17 protein-coding genes are annotated in these 19,159 nt (G+C 70.0%); 8 read left to right on the forward strand and 9 right to left on the reverse strand.

Annotated elements, in window-relative coordinates:
• Positions 1–298 precede the first annotated feature (298 nt).
• The 5 genes from A3CU_RS0140430 to A3CU_RS0140450 all read left to right on the forward strand — a co-directional run bounded on the left by A3CU_RS0140430 (position 299) and on the right by A3CU_RS0140450 (position 6,811).
• On the forward strand, positions 299–856 hold the full coding sequence (locus A3CU_RS0140430; RefSeq protein ID WP_027947018.1) for a DUF3000 domain-containing protein: 558 nt from the start codon (positions 299–301) through the stop codon (positions 854–856).
• Between the two features lie 511 nt (positions 857–1,367).
• A complete protein-coding gene (locus tag A3CU_RS49220) occupies positions 1,368–2,021 on the forward strand; it encodes a response regulator (protein ID WP_245617548.1) in 654 nt (217 codons plus the stop codon).
• Positions 2,022–2,086: 65 nt separating this feature from the next.
• On the forward strand, positions 2,087–3,340 hold the full coding sequence (locus A3CU_RS0140440) for a ribonuclease D (RefSeq protein WP_084144211.1): 1,254 nt from the start codon (positions 2,087–2,089) through the stop codon (positions 3,338–3,340).
• Between the two features lie 163 nt (positions 3,341–3,503).
• A complete protein-coding gene (locus A3CU_RS0140445; protein WP_027947021.1) occupies positions 3,504–4,706 on the forward strand; it encodes a thiolase family protein in 1,203 nt (400 codons plus the stop codon).
• Complete coding sequence (locus A3CU_RS0140450) at positions 4,703–6,811, forward strand: 3-hydroxyacyl-CoA dehydrogenase NAD-binding domain-containing protein (RefSeq protein WP_027947022.1); 2,109 nt, start codon at positions 4,703–4,705, stop codon at positions 6,809–6,811. Before A3CU_RS0140445 ends, A3CU_RS0140450 begins: the two co-directional genes overlap by 4 nt.
• A gap of 165 nt (positions 6,812–6,976) precedes the next feature.
• On the opposite strand, the gene A3CU_RS0140455 is transcribed toward A3CU_RS0140450, so the two are convergent.
• From A3CU_RS0140455 to A3CU_RS0140480, 6 genes are all read right to left on the reverse strand, one after another.
• Positions 6,977–7,372, reverse strand: coding sequence for a type II toxin-antitoxin system VapC family toxin (locus A3CU_RS0140455; RefSeq protein ID WP_027947023.1), 396 nt, complete (start codon positions 7,370–7,372; stop codon positions 6,977–6,979).
• Entirely contained in the window at positions 7,369–7,650 is a 282-nt protein-coding gene (locus A3CU_RS0140460; protein ID WP_027947024.1) for a type II toxin-antitoxin system Phd/YefM family antitoxin, read from the reverse strand. Before A3CU_RS0140460 ends, A3CU_RS0140455 begins: the two co-directional genes overlap by 4 nt.
• 41 nt (positions 7,651–7,691) lie before the next feature.
• On the reverse strand, positions 7,692–8,849 hold the full coding sequence (locus A3CU_RS0140465; protein WP_425388323.1) for a HAMP domain-containing sensor histidine kinase: 1,158 nt from the start codon (positions 8,847–8,849) through the stop codon (positions 7,692–7,694).
• A complete protein-coding gene (locus A3CU_RS0140470; RefSeq protein ID WP_027947026.1) occupies positions 8,807–9,484 on the reverse strand; it encodes a response regulator transcription factor in 678 nt (225 codons plus the stop codon). The genes A3CU_RS0140465 and A3CU_RS0140470 overlap by 43 nt, the downstream gene beginning before the upstream one ends.
• A gap of 100 nt (positions 9,485–9,584) precedes the next feature.
• A complete protein-coding gene (locus A3CU_RS0140475) occupies positions 9,585–10,136 on the reverse strand; it encodes a sigma-70 family RNA polymerase sigma factor (RefSeq protein WP_027947027.1) in 552 nt (183 codons plus the stop codon).
• 286 nt (positions 10,137–10,422) lie between these two features.
• A complete protein-coding gene (locus A3CU_RS0140480) occupies positions 10,423–10,986 on the reverse strand; it encodes a sigma-70 family RNA polymerase sigma factor (protein ID WP_052373034.1) in 564 nt (187 codons plus the stop codon).
• A 380-nt stretch (positions 10,987–11,366) separates the two neighbouring features.
• Between A3CU_RS0140480 and A3CU_RS0140485 the strand changes: the two genes are divergently transcribed.
• From A3CU_RS0140485 to A3CU_RS0140495, 3 genes are all read left to right on the forward strand, one after another.
• Positions 11,367–11,957 carry a ferric reductase-like transmembrane domain-containing protein gene (locus tag A3CU_RS0140485; protein WP_027947029.1) on the forward strand — a complete coding sequence of 197 codons (591 nt, stop codon included), beginning with the start codon at positions 11,367–11,369 and terminating at the stop codon, positions 11,955–11,957.
• 1 nt (position 11,958) lies between these two features.
• Positions 11,959–12,201 carry a ferredoxin gene (locus tag A3CU_RS0140490; protein WP_027947030.1) on the forward strand — a complete coding sequence of 81 codons (243 nt, stop codon included), beginning with the start codon at positions 11,959–11,961 and terminating at the stop codon, positions 12,199–12,201.
• Between the two features lie 114 nt (positions 12,202–12,315).
• The gene (locus A3CU_RS0140495; RefSeq protein WP_027947031.1) at positions 12,316–13,581 is read left to right on the forward strand and encodes an NAD(P)/FAD-dependent oxidoreductase; all 1,266 of its coding nucleotides are present in this window, start codon (positions 12,316–12,318) and stop codon (positions 13,579–13,581) included.
• A gap of 27 nt (positions 13,582–13,608) precedes the next feature.
• On the opposite strand, the gene dxs is transcribed toward A3CU_RS0140495, so the two are convergent.
• From dxs to A3CU_RS0140510, 3 genes are all read right to left on the reverse strand, one after another.
• Positions 13,609–15,519 carry a 1-deoxy-D-xylulose-5-phosphate synthase gene (gene dxs / locus A3CU_RS0140500; RefSeq protein WP_027947032.1) on the reverse strand — a complete coding sequence of 637 codons (1,911 nt, stop codon included), beginning with the start codon at positions 15,517–15,519 and terminating at the stop codon, positions 13,609–13,611.
• Between the two features lie 124 nt (positions 15,520–15,643).
• Positions 15,644–16,858: a class I SAM-dependent RNA methyltransferase gene (locus A3CU_RS0140505; protein WP_027947033.1), complete on the reverse strand. Its 1,215-nt coding sequence runs from the start codon at positions 16,856–16,858 to the stop codon at positions 15,644–15,646.
• Positions 16,859–17,135: 277 nt separating this feature from the next.
• Positions 17,136–19,142 (reverse strand): APC family permease, encoded by a 2,007-nt coding sequence (locus A3CU_RS0140510; RefSeq protein WP_027947034.1) that lies wholly within the window; start codon positions 19,140–19,142, stop codon positions 17,136–17,138.
• Positions 19,143–19,159: the final 17 nt, after the last annotated feature.

Consider the following 19,159-nt stretch of genomic DNA (forward strand, 5'->3'; position numbering starts at 1 on the left):
GGGGGCAAGCCCCCAGACGCTCTGCCTTGCGGGGGCTCCGCCCCCACACTCCGACTCGGGGCAAGCCCCCAGACGCTCTGCCTTGCGGGGGCTCCGCCCCCACACCCCGACTGGGGGCCAGCCCCCAGACCCCCTTTACCGGGGCGGCGGGGCGCCGTCGTCGAGGACGTGACTTGCTCCCTCACGGAGCGCCCCGTCGACACGATCGCGGTCGCGCGCAGACTCGCGGAGGGGGAGCATGACACCGTTTCGGTGTGTCTGCCACCGGTGATACCACTCTCGGCTTACAGTCGGTCGTGTGACCGCGATGACGCATGCGCCCGAGTTGTTCCGCGAAGCCGTCGCGGCGCTGGAAGCCGTTCGCCCCCGCTCCGAAGTCACGCTGGAAAGCGTGCGCGCGCCGCAGCGCCTCGCCCCGTGGGCCTACGCACTCAGCTGTGACGTCACCGGCGAGGTGGACGTGCCGGCGACCGGCCGGCTGGTGCTGCTGCACGACCCGGAGGGCCCGGAGGCGTGGCGCGGCGTGTTGCGGCTGGTCGTTTATGTGCGCGCCGGGCTCGACCGCGAGCTGGCCAGCGATCCGTTCCTGCCGACGGTCGGCTGGTCGTGGCTGACCGACGCACTGGAGTGCTCCGGCGCGTCGTGGACCGCCCTCGGCGGGACCGTCACCGAGACCTCGTCCGCCCGGTTCGGCGAACTCGCCGATCAGGGGCGCAGCGACGACCTGGAGCTACGCGCGTCCTGGACGCCGACGGACGCCAAGCTCCAGCCGCACGGCGAGGCGTTCCTGCAGCTGATGTCCAGCGTGGCCGGCCTGCCCCCGGTGGGTGTCACCGCGTTCCGTCAGACCTCCTGACAGCCTCCTGCGCGCACTCACCCACGCCGCGCTGGGGCACTTGAGCATGTTCACCCGGCTTCGCCGGCTGCCTGGTACCGGCCGTGCCCGGAGGCCAGTACTTCGATCTGATGAACGTGCTCCCCGAAGGGGTGAGTGCAAGTTAAAGTGCCGCAATCGGCTGCACGATTCGTATGCACGCGCACCGTCAGGGTGACAACCTTTGGTTATCGGACGCACTCCGCTACATGTTAGCCACGACTCGCGTATTGACCCAAACGTGTTACAGCGACACCAGTTAGTAACTACTCGATAGGGATAGATACCCGTTCGATCGCCCCGTAGACCCCCTAGTACGGCTAGAGTGCCTCTTCGACGACACCACTTTCGGTCTAGAGCTGGCGCGGCTGATTGGCCGAAAGTCCCGGTGCCGGTCGGGGGGCACGACCGACTCCAGGGAGGTAGTGACGTGGCTGCCGTCGGCTTATCTCAGGCCGTCAGATCCACGCCTGCCGGCGCCTTGCCGGCAAGCATGGTTCCGCATCCGCGGGAAGAGCTGTTTTCCGTGCTGGTGGTTGACGACCACCCGCTGCTGAGGGAGGCGATTGCCGCCCGGCTCGCTCAAATGGGAGCGGGCACCGTACACGAGGCTGCCACGGTGGCCGAGGCGAGAGCGCGGGCGACCGCGACGGGTCCGTGCGACCTGGCAATCCTCGACCTCGGGCTGCCCGATGGCAGCGGCATCGAGCTGGTCACGGAGCTCCGTAACCACGGCTGGCCCCGCATCGTGGTGCTCGCCTCGTCGGACGACCCGTACGCGGTGCGTTCGGCGTTCCAGGCGGGTGCCCAGGCATACCTGCTCAAGTCGGCCTCGCCCGTGGTGGTGACCGACGGCGTGCGCAGGGTGCTCGAGGGCGGCGTGTACGCGGACCCGAGCGTGGCTCCGGTGCTGGCGACCGGAACCCGCGTACCGGGCACCGACAACACCCCGCGGGAGCTCTCCGCCCGCGAGGTCGAGGTGCTGCAACTGGTCGCGGACGGTCAGTCCAACAAGGAAATCGGCGAGGAGCTCAGCCTCTCCGCGCTCACCGTCAAATCGCACCTGTCGCGCATCGGCCGCAAACTCGGCACGGGCGACCGGGCACAGATGGTGGCGCTGGCGATGCGAGCAGGCGTCATCCGCTGATCCACGCCGGCTCTACGGGACGGGCGCACCCGGTGCGGCGCGCCCGTCCCGTAGGGTTCATCGCTGTGGAAACCGCAGATCAAGGCATCGACACCGGGGAAGCCCCCACGCCCATCCTGTTGCAGGAACCGGCGGACGGGACGCCACCGGTAGTCGTCGATCCTGCCGGGCTGGCGCATGCTTGCGCACAGCTCGCGGGTGGCACCGGTGCCGTCGCGGTGGACACCGAGCGAGCCTCGGGCTACCGGTACTGGCCGAAGGCGTACCTGGTCCAGTTGCGGCGGGAGGGCGCGGGCACGGTCCTCGTCGACCCAATCGCGCTCGAGGGCGAGCTGGAACCGCTCCGGGAGGTGCTCAACGACCTGGAGTGGGTGCTGCACGCCGCCTCGCAGGACCTGCCGTGCCTGGCCGAGCTGGGCCTGGCACCGGCCAGCCTGTTCGACACCGAGCTGGCCGGCCGGCTGGCCGGATATGAGCGGGTCGCGCTCGGCACGCTCGTGGAACGCCTGCTCGGCTATCAGCTGGAGAAGGGGCACAGCGCGGCGGACTGGTCGAGGCGACCGCTGCCGGTGGACTGGCTCAACTACGCCGCTCTCGACGTCGAGCTGCTGATCCCGCTGCGGGAAAAGCTCGAAGCCGAACTCGCCGCCCAGGGCAAGCTGGGGTGGGCCAAGCAGGAATTCGAGGCCGTGCGGACGGCCCCGCCACCCGCGCCCCGGGCCGAGCCGTGGCGGCGTACTTCGGGCATCCACAAGGTGCGCACCGCTCGCGGCCTGGCCGTGGTCCGCGCGCTCTGGGAGGCACGGGACGAGCTGGCGCGCCGGCGCGACCGGGCCCCCAGCCGGGTTCTGCCGGACGCCGCGATCATCAACGCGGTGCTCGCCGACCCGCGCACGATGGCGGAACTGCAGGCGCTGCCGGTGTTCAGCGGCCGGGTCCAGCGGCGGCACGCGGCGAGCTGGTTCCGGCATCTTCAGGCCGCCCGCTCACTGCCGCGCGAGGCGCTGCCCAGCCCGTCCCAGCCCAACGACGGGCCGCCGCCGGTCAACCGCTGGGCGGACAAGGACCCGGACGCCGCCGCGCGCCTTTCCGCGGCACGTGCGGCGCTCGCCGACATCGCCGCGCACCACCAGCTGCCGGTGGAAAACCTGTTGCTGCCCGATCTCCTTCGCCGGACCTGCTGGCGCCCGCCAGCGGACCGCTCCGTCCACGGCGTCGGCGAGGTGCTGCGCGAAGGCGGCGCCCGTCCGTGGCAGATCGAGCTGGCCGCCCCGGCACTGACCGAGGCTCTCGGCGCAACCGCACCCCGCGACTCATAGCGGGCCGCCCCATCAGGGCAACGCCACACGCGTGGTCTCGCCCACTCGTCCGGGGAACGCCACTGGTTACCCGACAGTAACAAGGGCTATGGTGCGGGGGTACACCCCGAAGCTGTGAGGAGCGACCGTGGCCGCAACACCCCTCTCGCCGACCGCGCGGGCGGTGCGCAACGTGGCCTTCGTCGAAGGCGTGCGTACCCCCTTCGGCAAGGCGGGCGAGAAAGGCATCTACGCGAACACGCGGGCTGACGACCTGGTGGTCAAGGTGATCCGGGAGCTGCTGCGGCGGCATCCCGGACTGCCGCCGGAACGCGTCGACGACGTGGCCATCGCGGCCACCACCCAGATCGGCGACCAGGGCCTGACCATCGGCCGGACCGCCGCGCTGCTGGCCGGGCTGCCGAGGTCCGTGCCCGGGTACGCGATCGACCGGATGTGCGCGGGCGCGATGACCGCGGTGACCACGGTCGCCGGCGGCATCGGCTTCGGCGCCTACGACATCGCGATCGCGGGCGGCGTCGAGCACATGGGCCGGCACCCGATGGGCGAGGGCGTCGACCCGAACCCGCGGATCATCGCCGACAAGCTGGTGGACCCGAGCGCATTGGTGATGGGCCAGACCGCGGAGAACGTGCACGACCGGTTCCCGGCGATCACCAAGCAGCGCGCCGACGCCTACGCCGCGCAAAGCCAGGAGCGCTACGCCGACGCGGTCAAGACCGCCAAGATCGGGCCCGAACTGGTACCGGTCGCGACCCGCTCGCCGGAGCTGGGCTGGGGCCTGGCCACCGAGGACGAGCCACCGCGGCCGGGCACCACGGTGGAGACCCTCGCGGGGCTGCGCACCCCGTTCCGCCCGCACGGCCGGGTCACCGCGGGCAACTCCGCGGGCCTCAACGACGGCGCCACCGGCGCGATCATCGCCGCCGAGGACACCGCCCGCGAGCTGGGCCTGCCGATCGGCATGCGGATGGTCGGCTACGCCTTCGCGGGGGTCGACCCGGAGGTCATGGGCATCGGGCCGGTGCCGGCCACCGAGAAGGTGCTCACCCGCACCGGGTTGTCCATTTCGGACATCGGGTTGTTCGAGATCAACGAGGCGTTCGCCGTGCAGGTGCTGTCCTTCCTCGACCACTTCGGCATCGACCAGGAGGACCCGCGGGTCAACCCGTGGGGCGGCGCGATCGCGTGTGGGCACCCGCTGGCCGCCTCCGGCATCCGGCTGATGACGCAGCTGTCCCGGCAGTTCGCCGAGCATCCCGAGGTGCGCTACGGCATCACCACGATGTGCATCGGCCTCGGCATGGGCGGCACGGTGATCTGGGAGAACCCCGCGTACGACGGCACCAACGGGAGCGCGAAGTGACTTTCACGATGGAACAGGCCAAGGCGGCGTTTCCCGACGAGGTGGTGACGCGCGCGATCACCCGGCTGATCACCGTGCCGGGCCTGGCCGGGAAGGTCGCGCTGATCACCCTGGACAACGGGCACGACCACACCCGGCCGTCCACCTTCGGACCACAGGGGCTGGCCAGCCTGAACGCCGCGCTGGACGCCGCGTTCGCCGCCGAGCCGGCCGCGATCGCGGTGACCGGCAAGCCGTTCGTGTTCGCCGTGGGCGCGGATTTGTCCGGGATAGAGGCGATCTCCGACCCCGGACTGGCTCGTGAAATCGCGGAGACCGGGCACACGGTGTTCCGCCGGCTGACCGACTCGACGATCCCCACCTTCGCGTTCGTCAACGGCGCGGCCATGGGCGGCGGTCTCGAGCTCGCGCTGGCCTGCCACTACCGGACGTTGTCCGAAAACGCCGCGGCCATCGCCTTCCCCGAGGTCTTCCTCGGCCTGTTCCCCGGTTGGGGCGGCACGCAACTGCTGCCCAACCTGATCGGGCCGGACGCCGCGGTGACCGTGATCGTCGAAAACGCGTTGAACCAGAACAAGATGTTGTCCGTGGCCAAGGCCGCGGAGTTCGGCATCGTGGACGCGGTGTTCCCCTCCGCCGACTACCTGGAGCAGTCACTGGCGTGGCTGGCGAAGGTGGTCCGCGGCGAGGTCACGCCGGCTCGCCACGAGATCGACCGGGGCGCCGGCTGGGACGCCGCGATCGCCCGCGCACGTTCCATTGTGGACGGCAAGACCCGGGGTGCTTCCCCGGGTGCGGCCAGGGCGGTCGAACTGCTGGAGCTGGCCCGCACGGCCGATCTCGACACCGGATACGCGGCGGAGACCGACGCGCTCGCCGAGCTGCTGCTGGATGACACGCTGCGCGCCGGGCTGTACTCGTTCAACCTGGTCAACAAGCGTGCGAAGCGGCCCGCGGGCGCTCCCGACAAGTCACTGGCGCGCCCGGTAACCAAGGTCGGGGTGGTCGGCGCCGGGCTGATGGCAAGCCAGCTGGCGCTGCTGTTCGTCCGCCGGCTCAACGTGCCGGTGGTGCTCACCGACGTGGACTCCGAACGCATCGACCGCGGTGTGTCCTATGTGCACGGTGAGATCGACAAGTTGCTGGCGCGGAAGCGGGTTTCACCGGACGGGGCCAACCGGCTCAAGGCGCTGGTCACCGGCTCGCTGGACAAGGCTCCCTTCGCCGACGCCGACTTCGTCATCGAGGCCGTCTTCGAGGAAATGGGCGTCAAGCAGCAGGTGTTCGCCGAGCTGGAGCAGCACGTCTCGCCGGAGGCGATCCTGGCCACCAACACCTCCTCGCTGTCGGTCAGCGAGATGGCGTCGAAGCTGGCCCACCCGGAGCGGGTCGTCGGCTTCCACTTCTTCAACCCGGTGGCCGTGCTGCCGCTGCTGGAGATCGTGCGCGGTACACAGACCGACGAGGCGTCGCTGGCCACCGCGTTCGCCGTCGGCAAGCAGTTGAAGAAGTCCTGCGTGCTGGTCAAGGACGCGCCCGCCTTCGTGGTGAACCGGTTGCTACTGCGATTCCTCGGCGAGGTGCTGACCGCGGTCGACGAGGGCACTCCGTTCGACGTCGCCGACCGTGCGCTGGACCCGCTCGGGCTGCCGATGTCACCGTTGACGCTGATGCAACTGGTCGGGCCGGCGATCGCCCTGCACGTCGGCGAAACGCTGAACGCGGCGTTCCCGGACCGGTTCGGTGTGAGCGAGAACCTGCGGCGTCTGGTCCAGTCCGGCAAGACCGCGGTGTGGCAGTGGGATTCCGCGGGCACGGCGACGGTCGACCCGGAAGTCGCCGAGTTGTGGCAGCAGGGCGAGAAGCCAGCCACCGGCGAGCAGGTGCGGGAGCGGGCGCTGGCCGCGATCGCCGAGGAGATCCGGATCATGCTCGACGAGGGTGTGGTCGCCGAGGCGCAGGACATCGACCTGTGCCTGATCCTCGGCGCCGGCTGGCCGTTCTGGCTCGGCGGCATCACGCCCTACCTCGACCGGGCGGGCGTCTCGGAGCGGGTCAACGGCAAGCCGTTCCTCGCGCCCGGACTGGCCTCCGTCCCGGCCTAGCCGACCGGCCGCGCGAGTTCCCCATTCCCGTCGCGCGAGTCCCTCATTCCCGTCGCGTGAGTCCCGCATTCCCGTCGCGCGAGTCCCCCATTCCCGTCTACCGGAATGTGGAACTCGCGCTACGCGAGTGTGGGACTCGCGCGACCGGGGTGTGGGACTCGCGCCTCAGGTCTCGATCACTCGGACTACGCGCTCCAAACCGGCGAAATCCCGGCCGTTTCGCGTCAGGACGGGCAGCGAATGCGCGCCCGCCGTCGCCGCGATCTGCAGGTCCATCCGTCGCGGGCGTGGGTCACGGCCGGACCTGCGAACGAGCGCGGCGAGGGTGCCGTACAGCCGCGCCGCCTTCGTGTCGAACGGCAAAATCTCCGTGCGACTGAGCAACGACTCGAGGCGTTCCAACCGGATATGGCGCTCAACCGGATCGTCGACGTCGAGGCCGTAGGCGAGTTCGGCGATCGTCACCGCGGATACCACGGGCCTCGCACCGCTCAGGTCGCCCAGTTGGACGTCCCGCGGATCGATGATCACGGAGGTATCGAAGAGGACGCGGGCGGTCATCCCGCGCCTTCGCCGATGTCGTCGGGCCCGAACACGAGGTCATCTTCGGCGCGCTCGCGGTTCCACCGCTCGACATCCATCGGCGGTAGCGCCTGGAGGGCCTCCAGCAGCTCACCGGCCGTGCACTCGCGCCGGAGAGCGCTCCCAGCCTGGTGGGGAACGATGTCCGCAATCGGCTTGTTGTTGCGGGTTACGGTGAAGCTCTCGCCACGCTCAACCCTGCGCATGATCTCCGCGTTGTCGTTACGGAGCTCACGCTGACCGATCGTTTGCGCCATAGCACAACCGTAGCACTACATGTGCCAGATGTGCGACATGGTCAGCGCAGGGCGGAAAGCCGGACGGTGACGGACAAGCCCCCGCCGATGACCGGCTCCGCGGTGACCATCCCGCCGTGCGCATCGACCGCGGCCCGCACGATGGACAACCCCAGCCCGGCGCCCGAACGGGCGGTGCGGGCCCGCCCGGCCCGGCGGAACGGTTCGAACAGCTCGTCCACGATCGCCCGGTCCACCAGCGCGCCCGAGGAGCGCACCCGCAGCGTTGAGGTGTCGGCGACCGACTCCGTCGTCACGTCGATCCAGCCCCGCTCGACGTTGTGCCGCACCGCGTTCTCCAGCAGGTTCCCGGCGATCCGTTCCAGCAGCGCGGCATCTCCCCGCACCGGCGCGGGCGAGCAGTGGAACTGCGCACGGATGCCGACCTGGTCGGCCTCGCCACGCACCGCACGCCAGGCGCTGGCCACCACGTCGGCCAGGTCCACCGGCTCGTGCGCGGCCAGGCCCGCGCCGTCGGTGCGGGCGAGCAGCAGCAGGGAGCCGACCAGCTGTCCGGCGCGTTCGGTGGCGTCCCGGACCACCGCCGCCATCCGGCGCAGCTCCGCCAGGTCGGCGTCCGGATCGGAGAGGGTCACGTCCAGTTCCGTGCGGATCACCGACAGCGGGGTGCGCAGCTCGTGGCTGGCGTTGGCGACGAAGGTCCGCTGCGCCTCGAACGCCGCCTGCAGCCGGTCGAGCATCGCGTCGAAGGTGTGCGCCAGCTCGGCGAGCTCCCCGCGGGCACCGACCTCGCCGATCCGCTCCCCCAGCGACTCCACGGAAAGCCGCTGGGCGGTGCCGGTGATCTCCCGCAACGGCCGCAGCACGCGTGAGGTGAACGTCCAGGCCAGGATCGCGGTCGCCGCGACCACGCAGCAGAACGCGATCGATCCGACCAGCAGCACCCGGTCCCGCGCGAGGGTCTGCAGATGCGCGGTGAGCGCCGAGGAATCCACGTCCATGCCGTCGACCCGGACGGGCGTGCCCGGCGGCAGCTGCGGCACCGCGGAGACCGCGTCCCCGGTCAGCGTCCAGGCCAGCCAGAGCAACACCATGCTGACCCCGGCGGCCAGCCCGGTCGCCAGCAACGTGATCCGCGCCCGCAGACTGCGGGGCGTCACCCCTTCACGGCACCGGCGTCCGGTACCCGGTATCCCGATCCCACCACGGTTTCGATTATCCCCGGCTCGCCGAGCTTCTTGCGCAGGGTCATCACCGTGACCCGGACGGTCGTGGTGAACGGGTCGGCGTTCTCGTCCCACACGCGTTCCAGCAGCTCCTCGCTGCTCACCACGGCGCCCTTGGCCGCCAGCAGCACCTCCAGCACGCCGAACTCCTTGCGCGTGAGCTCGACCGGCGCACCGGCCCGCCGCACGGTGCGCCGCGCCGGATCGAGCTCGACGTCGCCCGCGGTGAGCAGGGGAGGCGCCGCCGGGGTGGCCCGCCGGCCCAGCGCGCGCACGCGCGCGACCAGTTCCGGGAAGGCGAACGGCTTGGCGAGGTAGTCGTCCGCACCGAGGGAGAGCCCGGCCACCCGGTCGGACACCGTGCCGCTCGCGGTCAACATGAGAACCCTGGTCAGCTCGCCGGAGGCGACGATCTCCTTGCACAACTCGTCGCCGGACATGCCGGGCAGGTCGCGGTCGAGCAGCACCACGTCGTAGCGGGTGATGCTGGCCTTCTCGTGCCCGTCGTCACCGTTGAACGCGACGTCGACCGCCATGCCCTCGCGGCGAAGGCCGCGAGCGATCGCCTCGGCGAGGGGCTCCTCGTCCTCGACTACCAGAATTCGCACGTCAACCACCGTGCCACAGTTTCCTGAGAGCCAGTTATGAGACGTCGCCACCAACCGGGCCCCGGCCCGGGGAGTCCTCCACTTCCCCACTCCGGTGCCGTCATGCCGTCACCTGCCGCACCCGCGCCGACCGGATCCCGAACGTCCGGCGCAACGCCGCGAGTGCGTAGTGGGAACGCGACTTCACCGTGCCGGGCGGCACACCCAGGGCCCGCGCGGCCTCGGCCACGCTCGCGTCCCGGAAGTAGATCTCGGTCAGCACGTCGCGATGCTCCGGCGAAAGCCGGGCCAGCGCCGCCAGCACGGTCATCGAGTTCACCACCTCGTCGGCGTGGTCGCCCTGCACCGCCGGACTCGCCGCCGATTCCGCGACCTCGGGCGGCCGCACGGATCTCCGGCGGTACCGGTCGGTGACGATGTTTCGGGTCACCGTGAGCAGCCAGCCACCCACCGACCCCTTTTCGCTGACCAGCGCGTCGGGATGCCGCCACGCGCGCACCAGGGTTTCCTGGACGACGTCCTCGGCGGCGCCGCGGTCGCCGGTCAGCCGCGTCGCGTAGGCGAGCAGCGTGCGCCCGTGTTCCTCGTACAGGGAAAGGATCTGGGCCTCGTCGGCCACCGCTGCCCGGTTCCGGGCCCGCAGCATGACCATCCGCTTCACTCCTCATGCGTTCGGTGTGGGACAACCGCCGTAGCCGCGCTTTCGCCTGAAAGCACGCGCTCGCCCGCGAAAACACCGTGGGCAAAGGCCATGACTGGCGGCCGGTGGCACGTTTCCGGCAACCCGAAACGTCCACTGTGCACCCGCCCCGCCGGGCAGCGAGGGCGATGGTCCAGCCCTCGCTCGTCATCATGGGATACGGCACTGGCGGTAGTGTAGTTCAAAAAGAGATCATCGCGTTACTACTCTGTGATCAAAGTCTGAGTCCGAATGGTCTCTACCCCCGGTCGCGCAACGCCTGCCGCAAGGCGCGCACCGCATGGTAGGTCCGCGATTTGACGGTGCCGGGAGGAACGCCGAGCGTCCGCGCGACCTCGTTGACCGTCCGGTCCCGCAGGTAGGTCCGCAACACGGCCTCACGGTGTTCGGGGGAAAGGTGCTCCAGCGCCTGATAGACCACCACGGCCGCCAGCGTCCGGTCTGACTCGTCCGGCACGCCGACCGCGTCGGCGTCGGGCTCCTCGACCTCCTGCGGACGCGCCTTCCTGCTGCGCCATCCATCGATCACGATGCGGCGGGCCACGGTGAAGAGCCAAGCGCGCAACATCTCGGGTTCGGTGTCCAGCTTGTCCGCGTTGCGCCAGGCCCGGATCAGGGTTTCCTGCACGACGTCCTCGGCCCAGAGCCGGTCGCCACCGGTCAGCGTGATCACGAAGGCGAGCAGGGGGCTGCCGAACTTCTGGTACAGCGTGGCGGCGAGGTCGTCACGCACACCGGGACCGCGTTCGGCATCGGCCTCGGAACAAGAAGATGTTCGGCCCTGGGCTACCACGGGGGACATCCTGGTGTCGGACGGGTTATTCGTCCAGTACCAACCGAGATCAAAATGATTTTGAACCGTGTTCTACCGGTGCCCGTATCCCCTTCCGAAGGCCCCGGACGGCCCCGACCCCGACGGCGCCTCCTCCACCGTGGACGCGAAAGTGTCCACAGTGGATTTTTCACGCGCTTTTCCCAGCACTTTCCGCACCCGACCTCCGACGGAAGGGAAGTCTTCATGAAGAATTCCCGCTCACGTCCTCCGGCGAGAAAGCGCCGCCGGCGACGACGAATCACGTTCGAATTCCTGCCAATGGCGTCGCCCGTGACCGGCCGAATGGACGAATCGATTTCACTGCTCTCCGGCGGGCTCGCTGCCCGGAAACGTGAAAGAGAAACCCCATGACCGTGACGTTCCTCGCACAGGCGTCGCCGGACGCCGGACTGCGCCACGTCGCCCAGTACTCGGCGCGCCTGTCGTACGTGTTCATGTGCCTCACCCTGTGCTGGGGCGTGCTGACCGCCACCGGCTGGGTCCGGAACATCACGGGCCGCAAGGCACTGCGCGGCTCGCACCTCGCGCTGGCCATGCTGACGCTGGCGTTCGGCGTCGTCCACGCGCTCTGCTTCCTGTTCCTTTCCAGCGGCGCGCTCAGCCTGGCCTACGAGACGATCCCGTTCTTCGTGCCGGGCGCGCTCGTCCGGCACGAACTCGGCATCGTCGGGCTCGAACTGATGCTCGCCATCGCGATCACCGCGACGCTGCACCGGTTCACCTCCTACCGCCGTTGGCTGTGGCTGCACCGGATGGCCTATGCCGCGGTCGGGCTCACCGCGGTGCACTCGCTGTTCGGCGCGATCGAAAACGGCAACCTCGCCACGGACTGGCTGATCGGGACCACGCTGCTGGTGCCGACGGTGCTGCTGTCGGTGTTGCGGTTCGTGCCGACGCGGGCGCTGGAGCGGATCGGTCTGTTGGAGGAGCAGATCTGAAATGAAGAAGCCCCTCCGCGGCGGTCCGCGCATCAGCGTGGACAACGACCGCTGCGAGCTGTACGGAATCTGCCAGATGGAGGCACCCGACATCTTCAAGCTCGACCTGGACGGCCGCCTGAAATACCGGCGCCAGCTGGGGCCCGGAGACTTCCATCAGGCCGCGCAGGCGGCCAGATGCTGCCCGATGCAAGCCGTTGTCCTGAAGGGAGTGTCCCTCAAAACGCGAGATGAACCCGTTTAGTGACGCTTCACAACGCTGCCTTGCGGGGCCAGCGTGGTCAACCGGCAACCGACGAGCAGAAGTCACGGCCTGGCTGCCCGAACACGTTCTGAACAGCACTGAAGGGTTTTTCGGATGAGTGAAGGCGACAGAATCGTCATCGTGGGCGCCGGGGCAGCGGGGCTGCGCGCGGCCGAACGGTTGCGGGAGCTCGGTTTCGACGGCGAAGTGCTGATCATCGGCGAGGAAGCCCGGCGGCCGTACCACCGGCCGATGGTGTCCAAACAACTGGTGATGGGCACCGTCCGCCCGTTGGACACCTACCTCAAGCCGTATGTCGAACTCGACGCGCACTGGCGACTGGGCACCCGGGCCACCCGGCTGGACACCAGAGGGCGGGTGGTCTACCTGCCCGGCGGCGAGGAACTGTGGTACGACGGGCTGATCATCGCCACCGGTGTGGTGCCCCGGCACCTGCCGGGTGCGCCCCGGCACGACCCGCGGGTGCGCGTGCTGCGGACGGTCGAGGACGCGATCATGCTCCGGCGGACGCTGGTGGAGAGCACGAAACCGGCCGTAGTGATCGGCAGCGGACTCATCGGCTGCGAATTCGCCGCGAGCATGCGTTACCTGGGCCGGGACGTGACCCTCGTCGGGCATGCCAAGGCGCCGCTGTACCGGTTCGGGCCCCACATCGCCGAGGCGGTGACCAAGGTGCACCGCTCGCACCGGGCGAACCTCGCGATGAACAGCGAGGTGCGGCACTGGATCAGCACCAAGGACACCTTCGGCCTGCACCTGACCAACAACCAGCTGGTGGTGGCCAGTTGCGTGGTACTCGCCATCGGCAGCACGCCCGCGGTCGACTGGATGCACGGGTCCGGGCTGGTGCTCGACGACGGCGTGCTGTGCGAGTCCACGCTGTTCGCGGCCCAGGCCGAGGACGTCGTGGTCGCCGGGGACGTAGCGCGCTGGCCCAACCTGCGCTTCGACGACGTGCCACGCCGGGTGGAGCATTGGCTCAACGCCGTCGAATCCGGGCGCGCCGCGGCGGAGAACCTGTTGGCCGGGCGGACAGCGGCGGTCCCGTTCACGCCGCTGCCCCGGGCCTGGTCGACCATCTACGACGTGCGGTTGCAGATGGCCGGCATGCCCTCCCTCGGCGAGGACACGGTGGAGCTGGCGGACAACGTGACCGGGTTCCTCAAGGGCGGCCGGCTGGTGGGCGTCTGCACCTGGGACCGGCCGCGCTCGATGCTGCACTGGCGGGCCGAGCTGGAACGCAGCCTGCCCGTGCCGGCGCGGACCACCACGGCCACGGTGTCCGGACCGGCCGTGGACCGGCTTCTCGACGACGAAGTCGAGCAGCTGGCCATGCCGTCGCTGGAGGAATCCCGCTGATGTCGTCCGGCTCCGCGCAGGGCGAACTCAATCCTGTGCGGAGTCGGCGGGCTCCTGCTGCGTGGCCTCGCCCAGCAGGTTCGCCGCCCACTCGGTGACCTTGCGTGCCACGTCCTGCGCGGTGAGCCCCACCCTGGCGAGCACCTCCTCACGCGAACCGTGCGCCAGGAACTGTTGCGGCACGGCGAGATCGCGCAACGGAACGTCGCATTCGGCGTCGCGCAGCACCGCGGCGAGCGCCGAACCGAAGCCGCCGTGACGGCCGCTGTCCTCGACGGTGACCACCAGCCGGTGCCCGGCCGCCAGCTTGACCAGTTCGGCGGGCACCGGCACGACCCACCGTGGGTCCACCACGGTCACCCCGATGCCCTGGTCCGCCAGGCGTTCCGCGGCGGCCAGGCCCAGCGGCGCGAACGCGCCCACCGCGACCAGCAGGACGTCCGGCGACGCCGGCTTGCGCAGCACGTCGGTCACGCCGATCCGCTCGATGGCCGGGATCCGCTCGGGCACGCCGCCCTTGGAGAAGCGCAGCACGCTCGGGCCGTCCGAGATCGCGACCGCCTCACGAAGTTCCTCGCGCAGCGTCTCCGCATCGCGCGGCGCGGCGACGCGGATGCCGGGCACCATGCCCAGCAGCGACAGGTCCCACATGCCGTGGTGGCTGGGCCCGTCCGGGCCGGTGATGCCCGCCCGGTCCAGCACCAGGGTGACCGGCTGCCGGTGCAGCGCCACGTCCATCAGCAACTGGTCGAAGGCGCGGTTGAGGAAGGTCGAATACACCGCGACCACCGGATGCAGGCCGCCCATCGCGAGCCCCGCCGCCGAGGTCACCGCGTGCTGCTCGGCGATGCCCACGTCGAACCAGCGGTCCGGGTGGCGTTCGGCGAAGGCGTCCAGTCCGGTCGAGCGCAGCATCGCCGCGGTGATCGCGACCACGTCCGGCCGCTCGTCGCCGATCCTGGCCAGTTCCGCGCCGAACACCGACGTCCACGAAAGGCCCTTCGGCTTGGGCAGCCCGGTCTCGGGGTCGATCGGGTCGGTCTGGTGCATCTGGTCGTGCCCGTCGTTGACCGCGGGCGGATACCCGTGGCCCTTCTCCGTGACCGCGTGCACGATGACCGCACCGCCGAACGCCTTCGCCGCGTGTAGCGCTTTCTCCAGCGCGGCCAGGTCATGGCCGTCGACCGGGCCGAGGTACTTGAGCCCGAGGTCGGAGAACATCATCTGCGGGATGAGCGCGTCCTTGATGCCGGCCTTCGCGGCATGCAGCGCGGCGTAGATCGTCTTGCCGACGACGGGCGTGTGCAGCAGCAGTTCCTTCCCGCCGTCGAGCACCCGCTCGTAGCCGGGCTGCAGGCGCAGCGACGCGAGGTGGTCGGCGAAGCCGCCGATGGTCGGCGAGTAGGAGCGGCCGTTGTCGTTGACCACGATCACCACCGGCCGTTCGGGCTCGGCGGCGATGTTGTTCAACGCCTCCCAGCACATGCCACCGGTGAGCGCGCCGTCGCCGACCACCGCCACGGCGTGCCGCCCGCCGCCGGCCAGCTGGAACGCCTTGGCCAGACCATCCACATAGGACAGGGCGGTGGAGGCGTGGCTGTTCTCCACCAGGTCGTGCTCGCTCTCCCCGCGGATCGGGTAACCGGCGATGCCGCCGGTCTGGCGCAGACGGTCGAACTCGTCGTGCCGGCCGGTGACGATCTTGTGCACGTAGCTCTGGTGCCCGACGTCGAAGACGATCGCGTCGCGCGGCGAGTCGAAGACGCGGTGCAGCGCCAGGGTCAGCTCGACCACACCCAGGTTGGGCCCGAGGTGCCCGCCGGACCGGCGCACCTTGTCGACCAGGAAGTCACGGATCTCCCCCGCCAGCTGCTGCAGCTGGCTGTGCCCCATCCGCTTGAGGTCGGCCGGTCCGTGCACTGACTCCAGCAATGTCACTTCATCACCTCACCGCTCGATCGGGCCGTTCGCTCAGTCTAGGGAAGCAGCGCGCTCGGCATAGGGCACCGAGTCCTGTCAGGAAGTGATAAACAACAACCCACAGTGCTGGGATGTTACAGGGCTAGGAACGCGCCAGCAGGGCCACGCACTCGACGTGGTGCGTCATCGGGAAGGCGTCGAAGGCGCGCAGTCCCGACAGCTCGTAGCCGCGGCCGGCGAAGGTGGCCACATCACGAGCCAGCGCCGCCGGATCGCACGCGACGTACACCACTCTCGCCGGGCCGGCGTCCGCAATGGACTCCACGACCGCGCGCCCGGCCCCGGCCCGCGGCGGGTCCAGGACCACCACCGCCGGCTCCGGCAACTGTCGCACCACTTGTTCGACCCGCCCGGAGTGCCAGCGCACCTGGGGTAGATCGGGCAGGTTCGCCGCGCCGTCGGCCGATGCCCGGCGGCCGGACTCGACCGCCCAGACCTCGCCATCGGGACCCACCTGCCCGGCGAGCACGGCCGCGAACAGCCCGGCCCCCGCGTACAGGTCCCAGGCACGGCCGCCGCGCGGCGCGTCCGCCCACTGCCCGGCCACGGACGCCAGCGCCTCCGCTGCCGCGGGATGCACCTGCCAGAACCCGTGCGCGTCGAGTTTCCAGGTGCGCCCGGCGGCGTGCTCCACGCAGACGCCTCCGCGGATGTGCCGAGCGCGCCGCTTGCCCCGCACGGTGCTCAGCTCGCGCACGTGCGTGTTTCCGTCGGCGTCCGCGGTGACCTCCAGTTCCGCACCGGGCTGCCATCGCCGGGACACCACGGAATCCAGCATGCCCGCCCGCGCGATCGGGCAGGGCCCGGCGCCGCCCGGCGGTGAGTCCGGCAGTGGCACCACGTCGTGACTGCGATGCGCCCGCATGCCCGCCCGCCCGTCGCGGCCCACGACCAGCCGCATCCGGGTGCGCCAGCCGAGCATGCCGCCGGGCAGTTCCTCGACCACGACCGTGCGGTCGATTCCGGCCAGCCGCGACAGTTGTTCGGAAACGACCCGCGCTTTCAGCTCTCGCTGGAACTCCGGCGCGGCGTGCTGCCAGTCGCAGCCACCGCACTTCCCCGGCGCGGCCAGCGGGCACGGCGGCGTCACCCGCTGCGGAGCCGCCCGCAGCACGCGCACCGCGTCGGCGCGGCAGTACGAGCCGCCCTTGTCCTCGGTGACCTCGGCGAGCACCAGCTCGCCCGGCAGCGCGTGCCGGACGAACACCACCCGTCCGTCCACTCTGGACACACAGTGCCCGCCGTGCGCCACCGCGCCGACCTCGGCCTCGAGCGTCCGCCCCAGCCAACTGGTCATCGTTGTTCCTCCGCGGCTTTGTGCGCGACCGCGATCGTGTCGACGGGGCGCTCCATGGGGAATCGAGTCACGTCCGCGACGAGGGCGCCCCGCCGCCCCGATAAGGGGGTCTGGGGGCTTGCCCCCAGTCGGGGGTGTGGGGGCGGAGCCCCCACAAGGCAGAGCGTCTGGGGGCTTGCCCCCAGACGGGGGCGTGGGGACAGCGCCCCCACAAGACACGGGACGGAAGCGCGCGCCCGGTGGTCACCGTGATTGCCGCGGGTTGGCACAAGGGGTGTCATCGCTTGTCCTCGGTGTAGAGGCCGCGGCGCACGTCGCCGGCCGCGGGACGGGCGCGCATCGCCCGCTTCACCGCCTTGACCGAAGACGCGAGTTGCCACGGCACGCTGGTCACCATCACGCCCGGCTGGAACAACAGCCTGCCCTTGAGCCGCAGCGCGCTCTGGTTGTGCAACAACTGCTCCCACCAGCGGCCGACCACATACTCCGGGATGAACACGGTGATCACGTCGCGCGGATTGTCACCGCGGACTCGTTTCACGTAGTCCAGCACGGGCTTGGTGATCTCCCGGTACGGCGACTCGATCACCTTCAACGGCACCCGGAAACCACGCCGCTCCCATTCGGCCACCAGTTCCCGGGTCTCCGCGTCGTCGACGTTGACCGTGACCGCCTCGAGCACATCCGGACGCACGGCCTTGGCGTAGGCGAGCGCGCGCAGGGTCGGCTGGTGCAGCTTCGACACCAGCACGATCGCGTGGTTGCGCGACGGCAGCACGGTGGCCTTCGCCATGTCGCCGTCATCGCTCAACTCGACCGCGACCCGGTCGTAGTGCCGGCGGATCGCGGTCATCGTGAGATAGATCACCACCATCGCCGCGATCGCGATCCACGCGCCGAGCAGGAACTTCGTGACCAGCACGATGAGCAGCACGGTGCCGGTCAGGGTCAGGCCGATCGCGTTGACCGTCTGCGAACGCCGCATCTTCCGGCGCGTCGCCGGATCGGTTTCGTCGCGCAGCAAGCGGTTCCAGTGCCGCAGCATGCCGGTCTGGCTGACCGTGAACGACACGAACACGCCGACGATGTAGAGCTGGATCAGCCGGCTCACCTCGGCGTTGAACGCCACGATCAGCAGCAGTGCGAACGCCGCCAGCAGGATGATCCCGTTCGAGTAGGCCAGCCGGTCACCCCGGGTGTGCAGCTGCCGGGGCAGGTACCGGTCCTGCGCCAGGATCGAGCCGAGTACCGGGAAGCCGTTGAACGCCGTGTTCGCCGCCAGCAGCAGGATGATCCCGGTGATGAACGAGATGTAGTAGAACCCGGGCGGGAAGTTCCCGAAGACGGCCTGCGCGATCTGGCTGACGATGGTCTTCTGCTCGTAGCCGGCAGGCGCGCCGGTGAGCTGCTGGGCCGGGTTCTCGGCGAACTTGACCTGGGTGATGATCGCCAGCGCGATGATGCCGACCAGCATGACCACCGCCAGCAGCCCCATCATCAGCAGCGTCGTGGCGGCGTTCTTCGACTTCGGTTTGCGGAAGGCCGGCACCCCGTTGGAGATCGCCTCCACCCCGGTCAGTGCCGCGGCGCCGGAGGAGAACGAACGCAGGATCAGGAAGACGAACGCGAACCCGACCGGGAAGGTCTCCGCGTGCAGCTGGAACCCGGCGCTTTCCGCGCGCAGATCCGCACCCTGCGCCGCCTGGACCAGGCCCCACAGCACCATCACCAGCACACCCACGATGAAGCCGTAGGTGGGGATGGCGAAGGTGGTGCCGGACTCCCGCACGCCCCGCAGGTTCATCGCGGTCAGCACGGCGATGATGAGAATCGCGCACAGCACCTTGTGCTGGGCGACCCAGGGCCAGGCGGAGCCGATATTGGCCACCCCGGAGGAGGTCGACACCGCCACGGTCAACACGTAATCGACGAGGAGCGCGCTGGCCACGGTGAGACCGAACCTGCCGCCGAGGTTCACGGTGGCGACCTCGTAGTCCCCGCCGCCGCTGGGATAGGCGTGCACGTTCTGCCGGTACGAAGCGACCACCACCAGCATGACCACGGCGACCGCGATGCCGATCCATGGCGCATACGCGTAGGCCGACAGCCCCGCGACGCTGAGCGTCAGGAAGATCTCTTCCGGCGCGTAGGCGACGCTGGAAAGCGCGTCGGACGCGAAGATCGGCAGGGCGATGCGCTTGGGGAGCAGCGTGTGCGACAACCGGTCGCTGCGGAAAGGACGACCCAGCAAAAGCCGTTTGGTCACCGTCGCTAACTTCGGCACGTCAGCAGCGTAGTGCC

Source organism: Amycolatopsis taiwanensis DSM 45107 (assembly GCF_000519205.1).
GTDB lineage: Bacteria > Actinomycetota > Actinomycetes > Mycobacteriales > Pseudonocardiaceae > Amycolatopsis_E > Amycolatopsis_E taiwanensis.

Excerpts from the sequence above, each read along its gene's own strand:
- A3CU_RS0140490 (WP_027947030.1), top strand. The coding sequence starts at position 11,959 with ATGAAGAAGCCCCTCCGCGGCGGTCCGCGCATCAGCGTGGACAACGAC.
- A3CU_RS0140480 (WP_052373034.1), bottom strand. The coding sequence starts at position 10,986 with ATGTCCCCCGTGGTAGCCCAGGGCCGAACATCTTCTTGTTCCGAGGCC.
- A3CU_RS0140505 (WP_027947033.1), bottom strand. The coding sequence starts at position 16,858 with ATGACCAGTTGGCTGGGGCGGACGCTCGAGGCCGAGGTCGGCGCGGTG.
- A3CU_RS0140495 (WP_027947031.1), top strand. The coding sequence starts at position 12,316 with ATGAGTGAAGGCGACAGAATCGTCATCGTGGGCGCCGGGGCAGCGGGG.
- A3CU_RS0140460 (WP_027947024.1), bottom strand. The coding sequence starts at position 7,650 with ATGGCGCAAACGATCGGTCAGCGTGAGCTCCGTAACGACAACGCGGAG.
- A3CU_RS0140485 (WP_027947029.1), top strand. The coding sequence starts at position 11,367 with ATGACCGTGACGTTCCTCGCACAGGCGTCGCCGGACGCCGGACTGCGC.
- A3CU_RS49220 (WP_245617548.1), top strand. The coding sequence starts at position 1,368 with ATGGTTCCGCATCCGCGGGAAGAGCTGTTTTCCGTGCTGGTGGTTGAC.
- A3CU_RS0140455 (WP_027947023.1), bottom strand. The coding sequence starts at position 7,372 with ATGACCGCCCGCGTCCTCTTCGATACCTCCGTGATCATCGATCCGCGG.
- A3CU_RS0140475 (WP_027947027.1), bottom strand. The coding sequence starts at position 10,136 with ATGGTCATGCTGCGGGCCCGGAACCGGGCAGCGGTGGCCGACGAGGCC.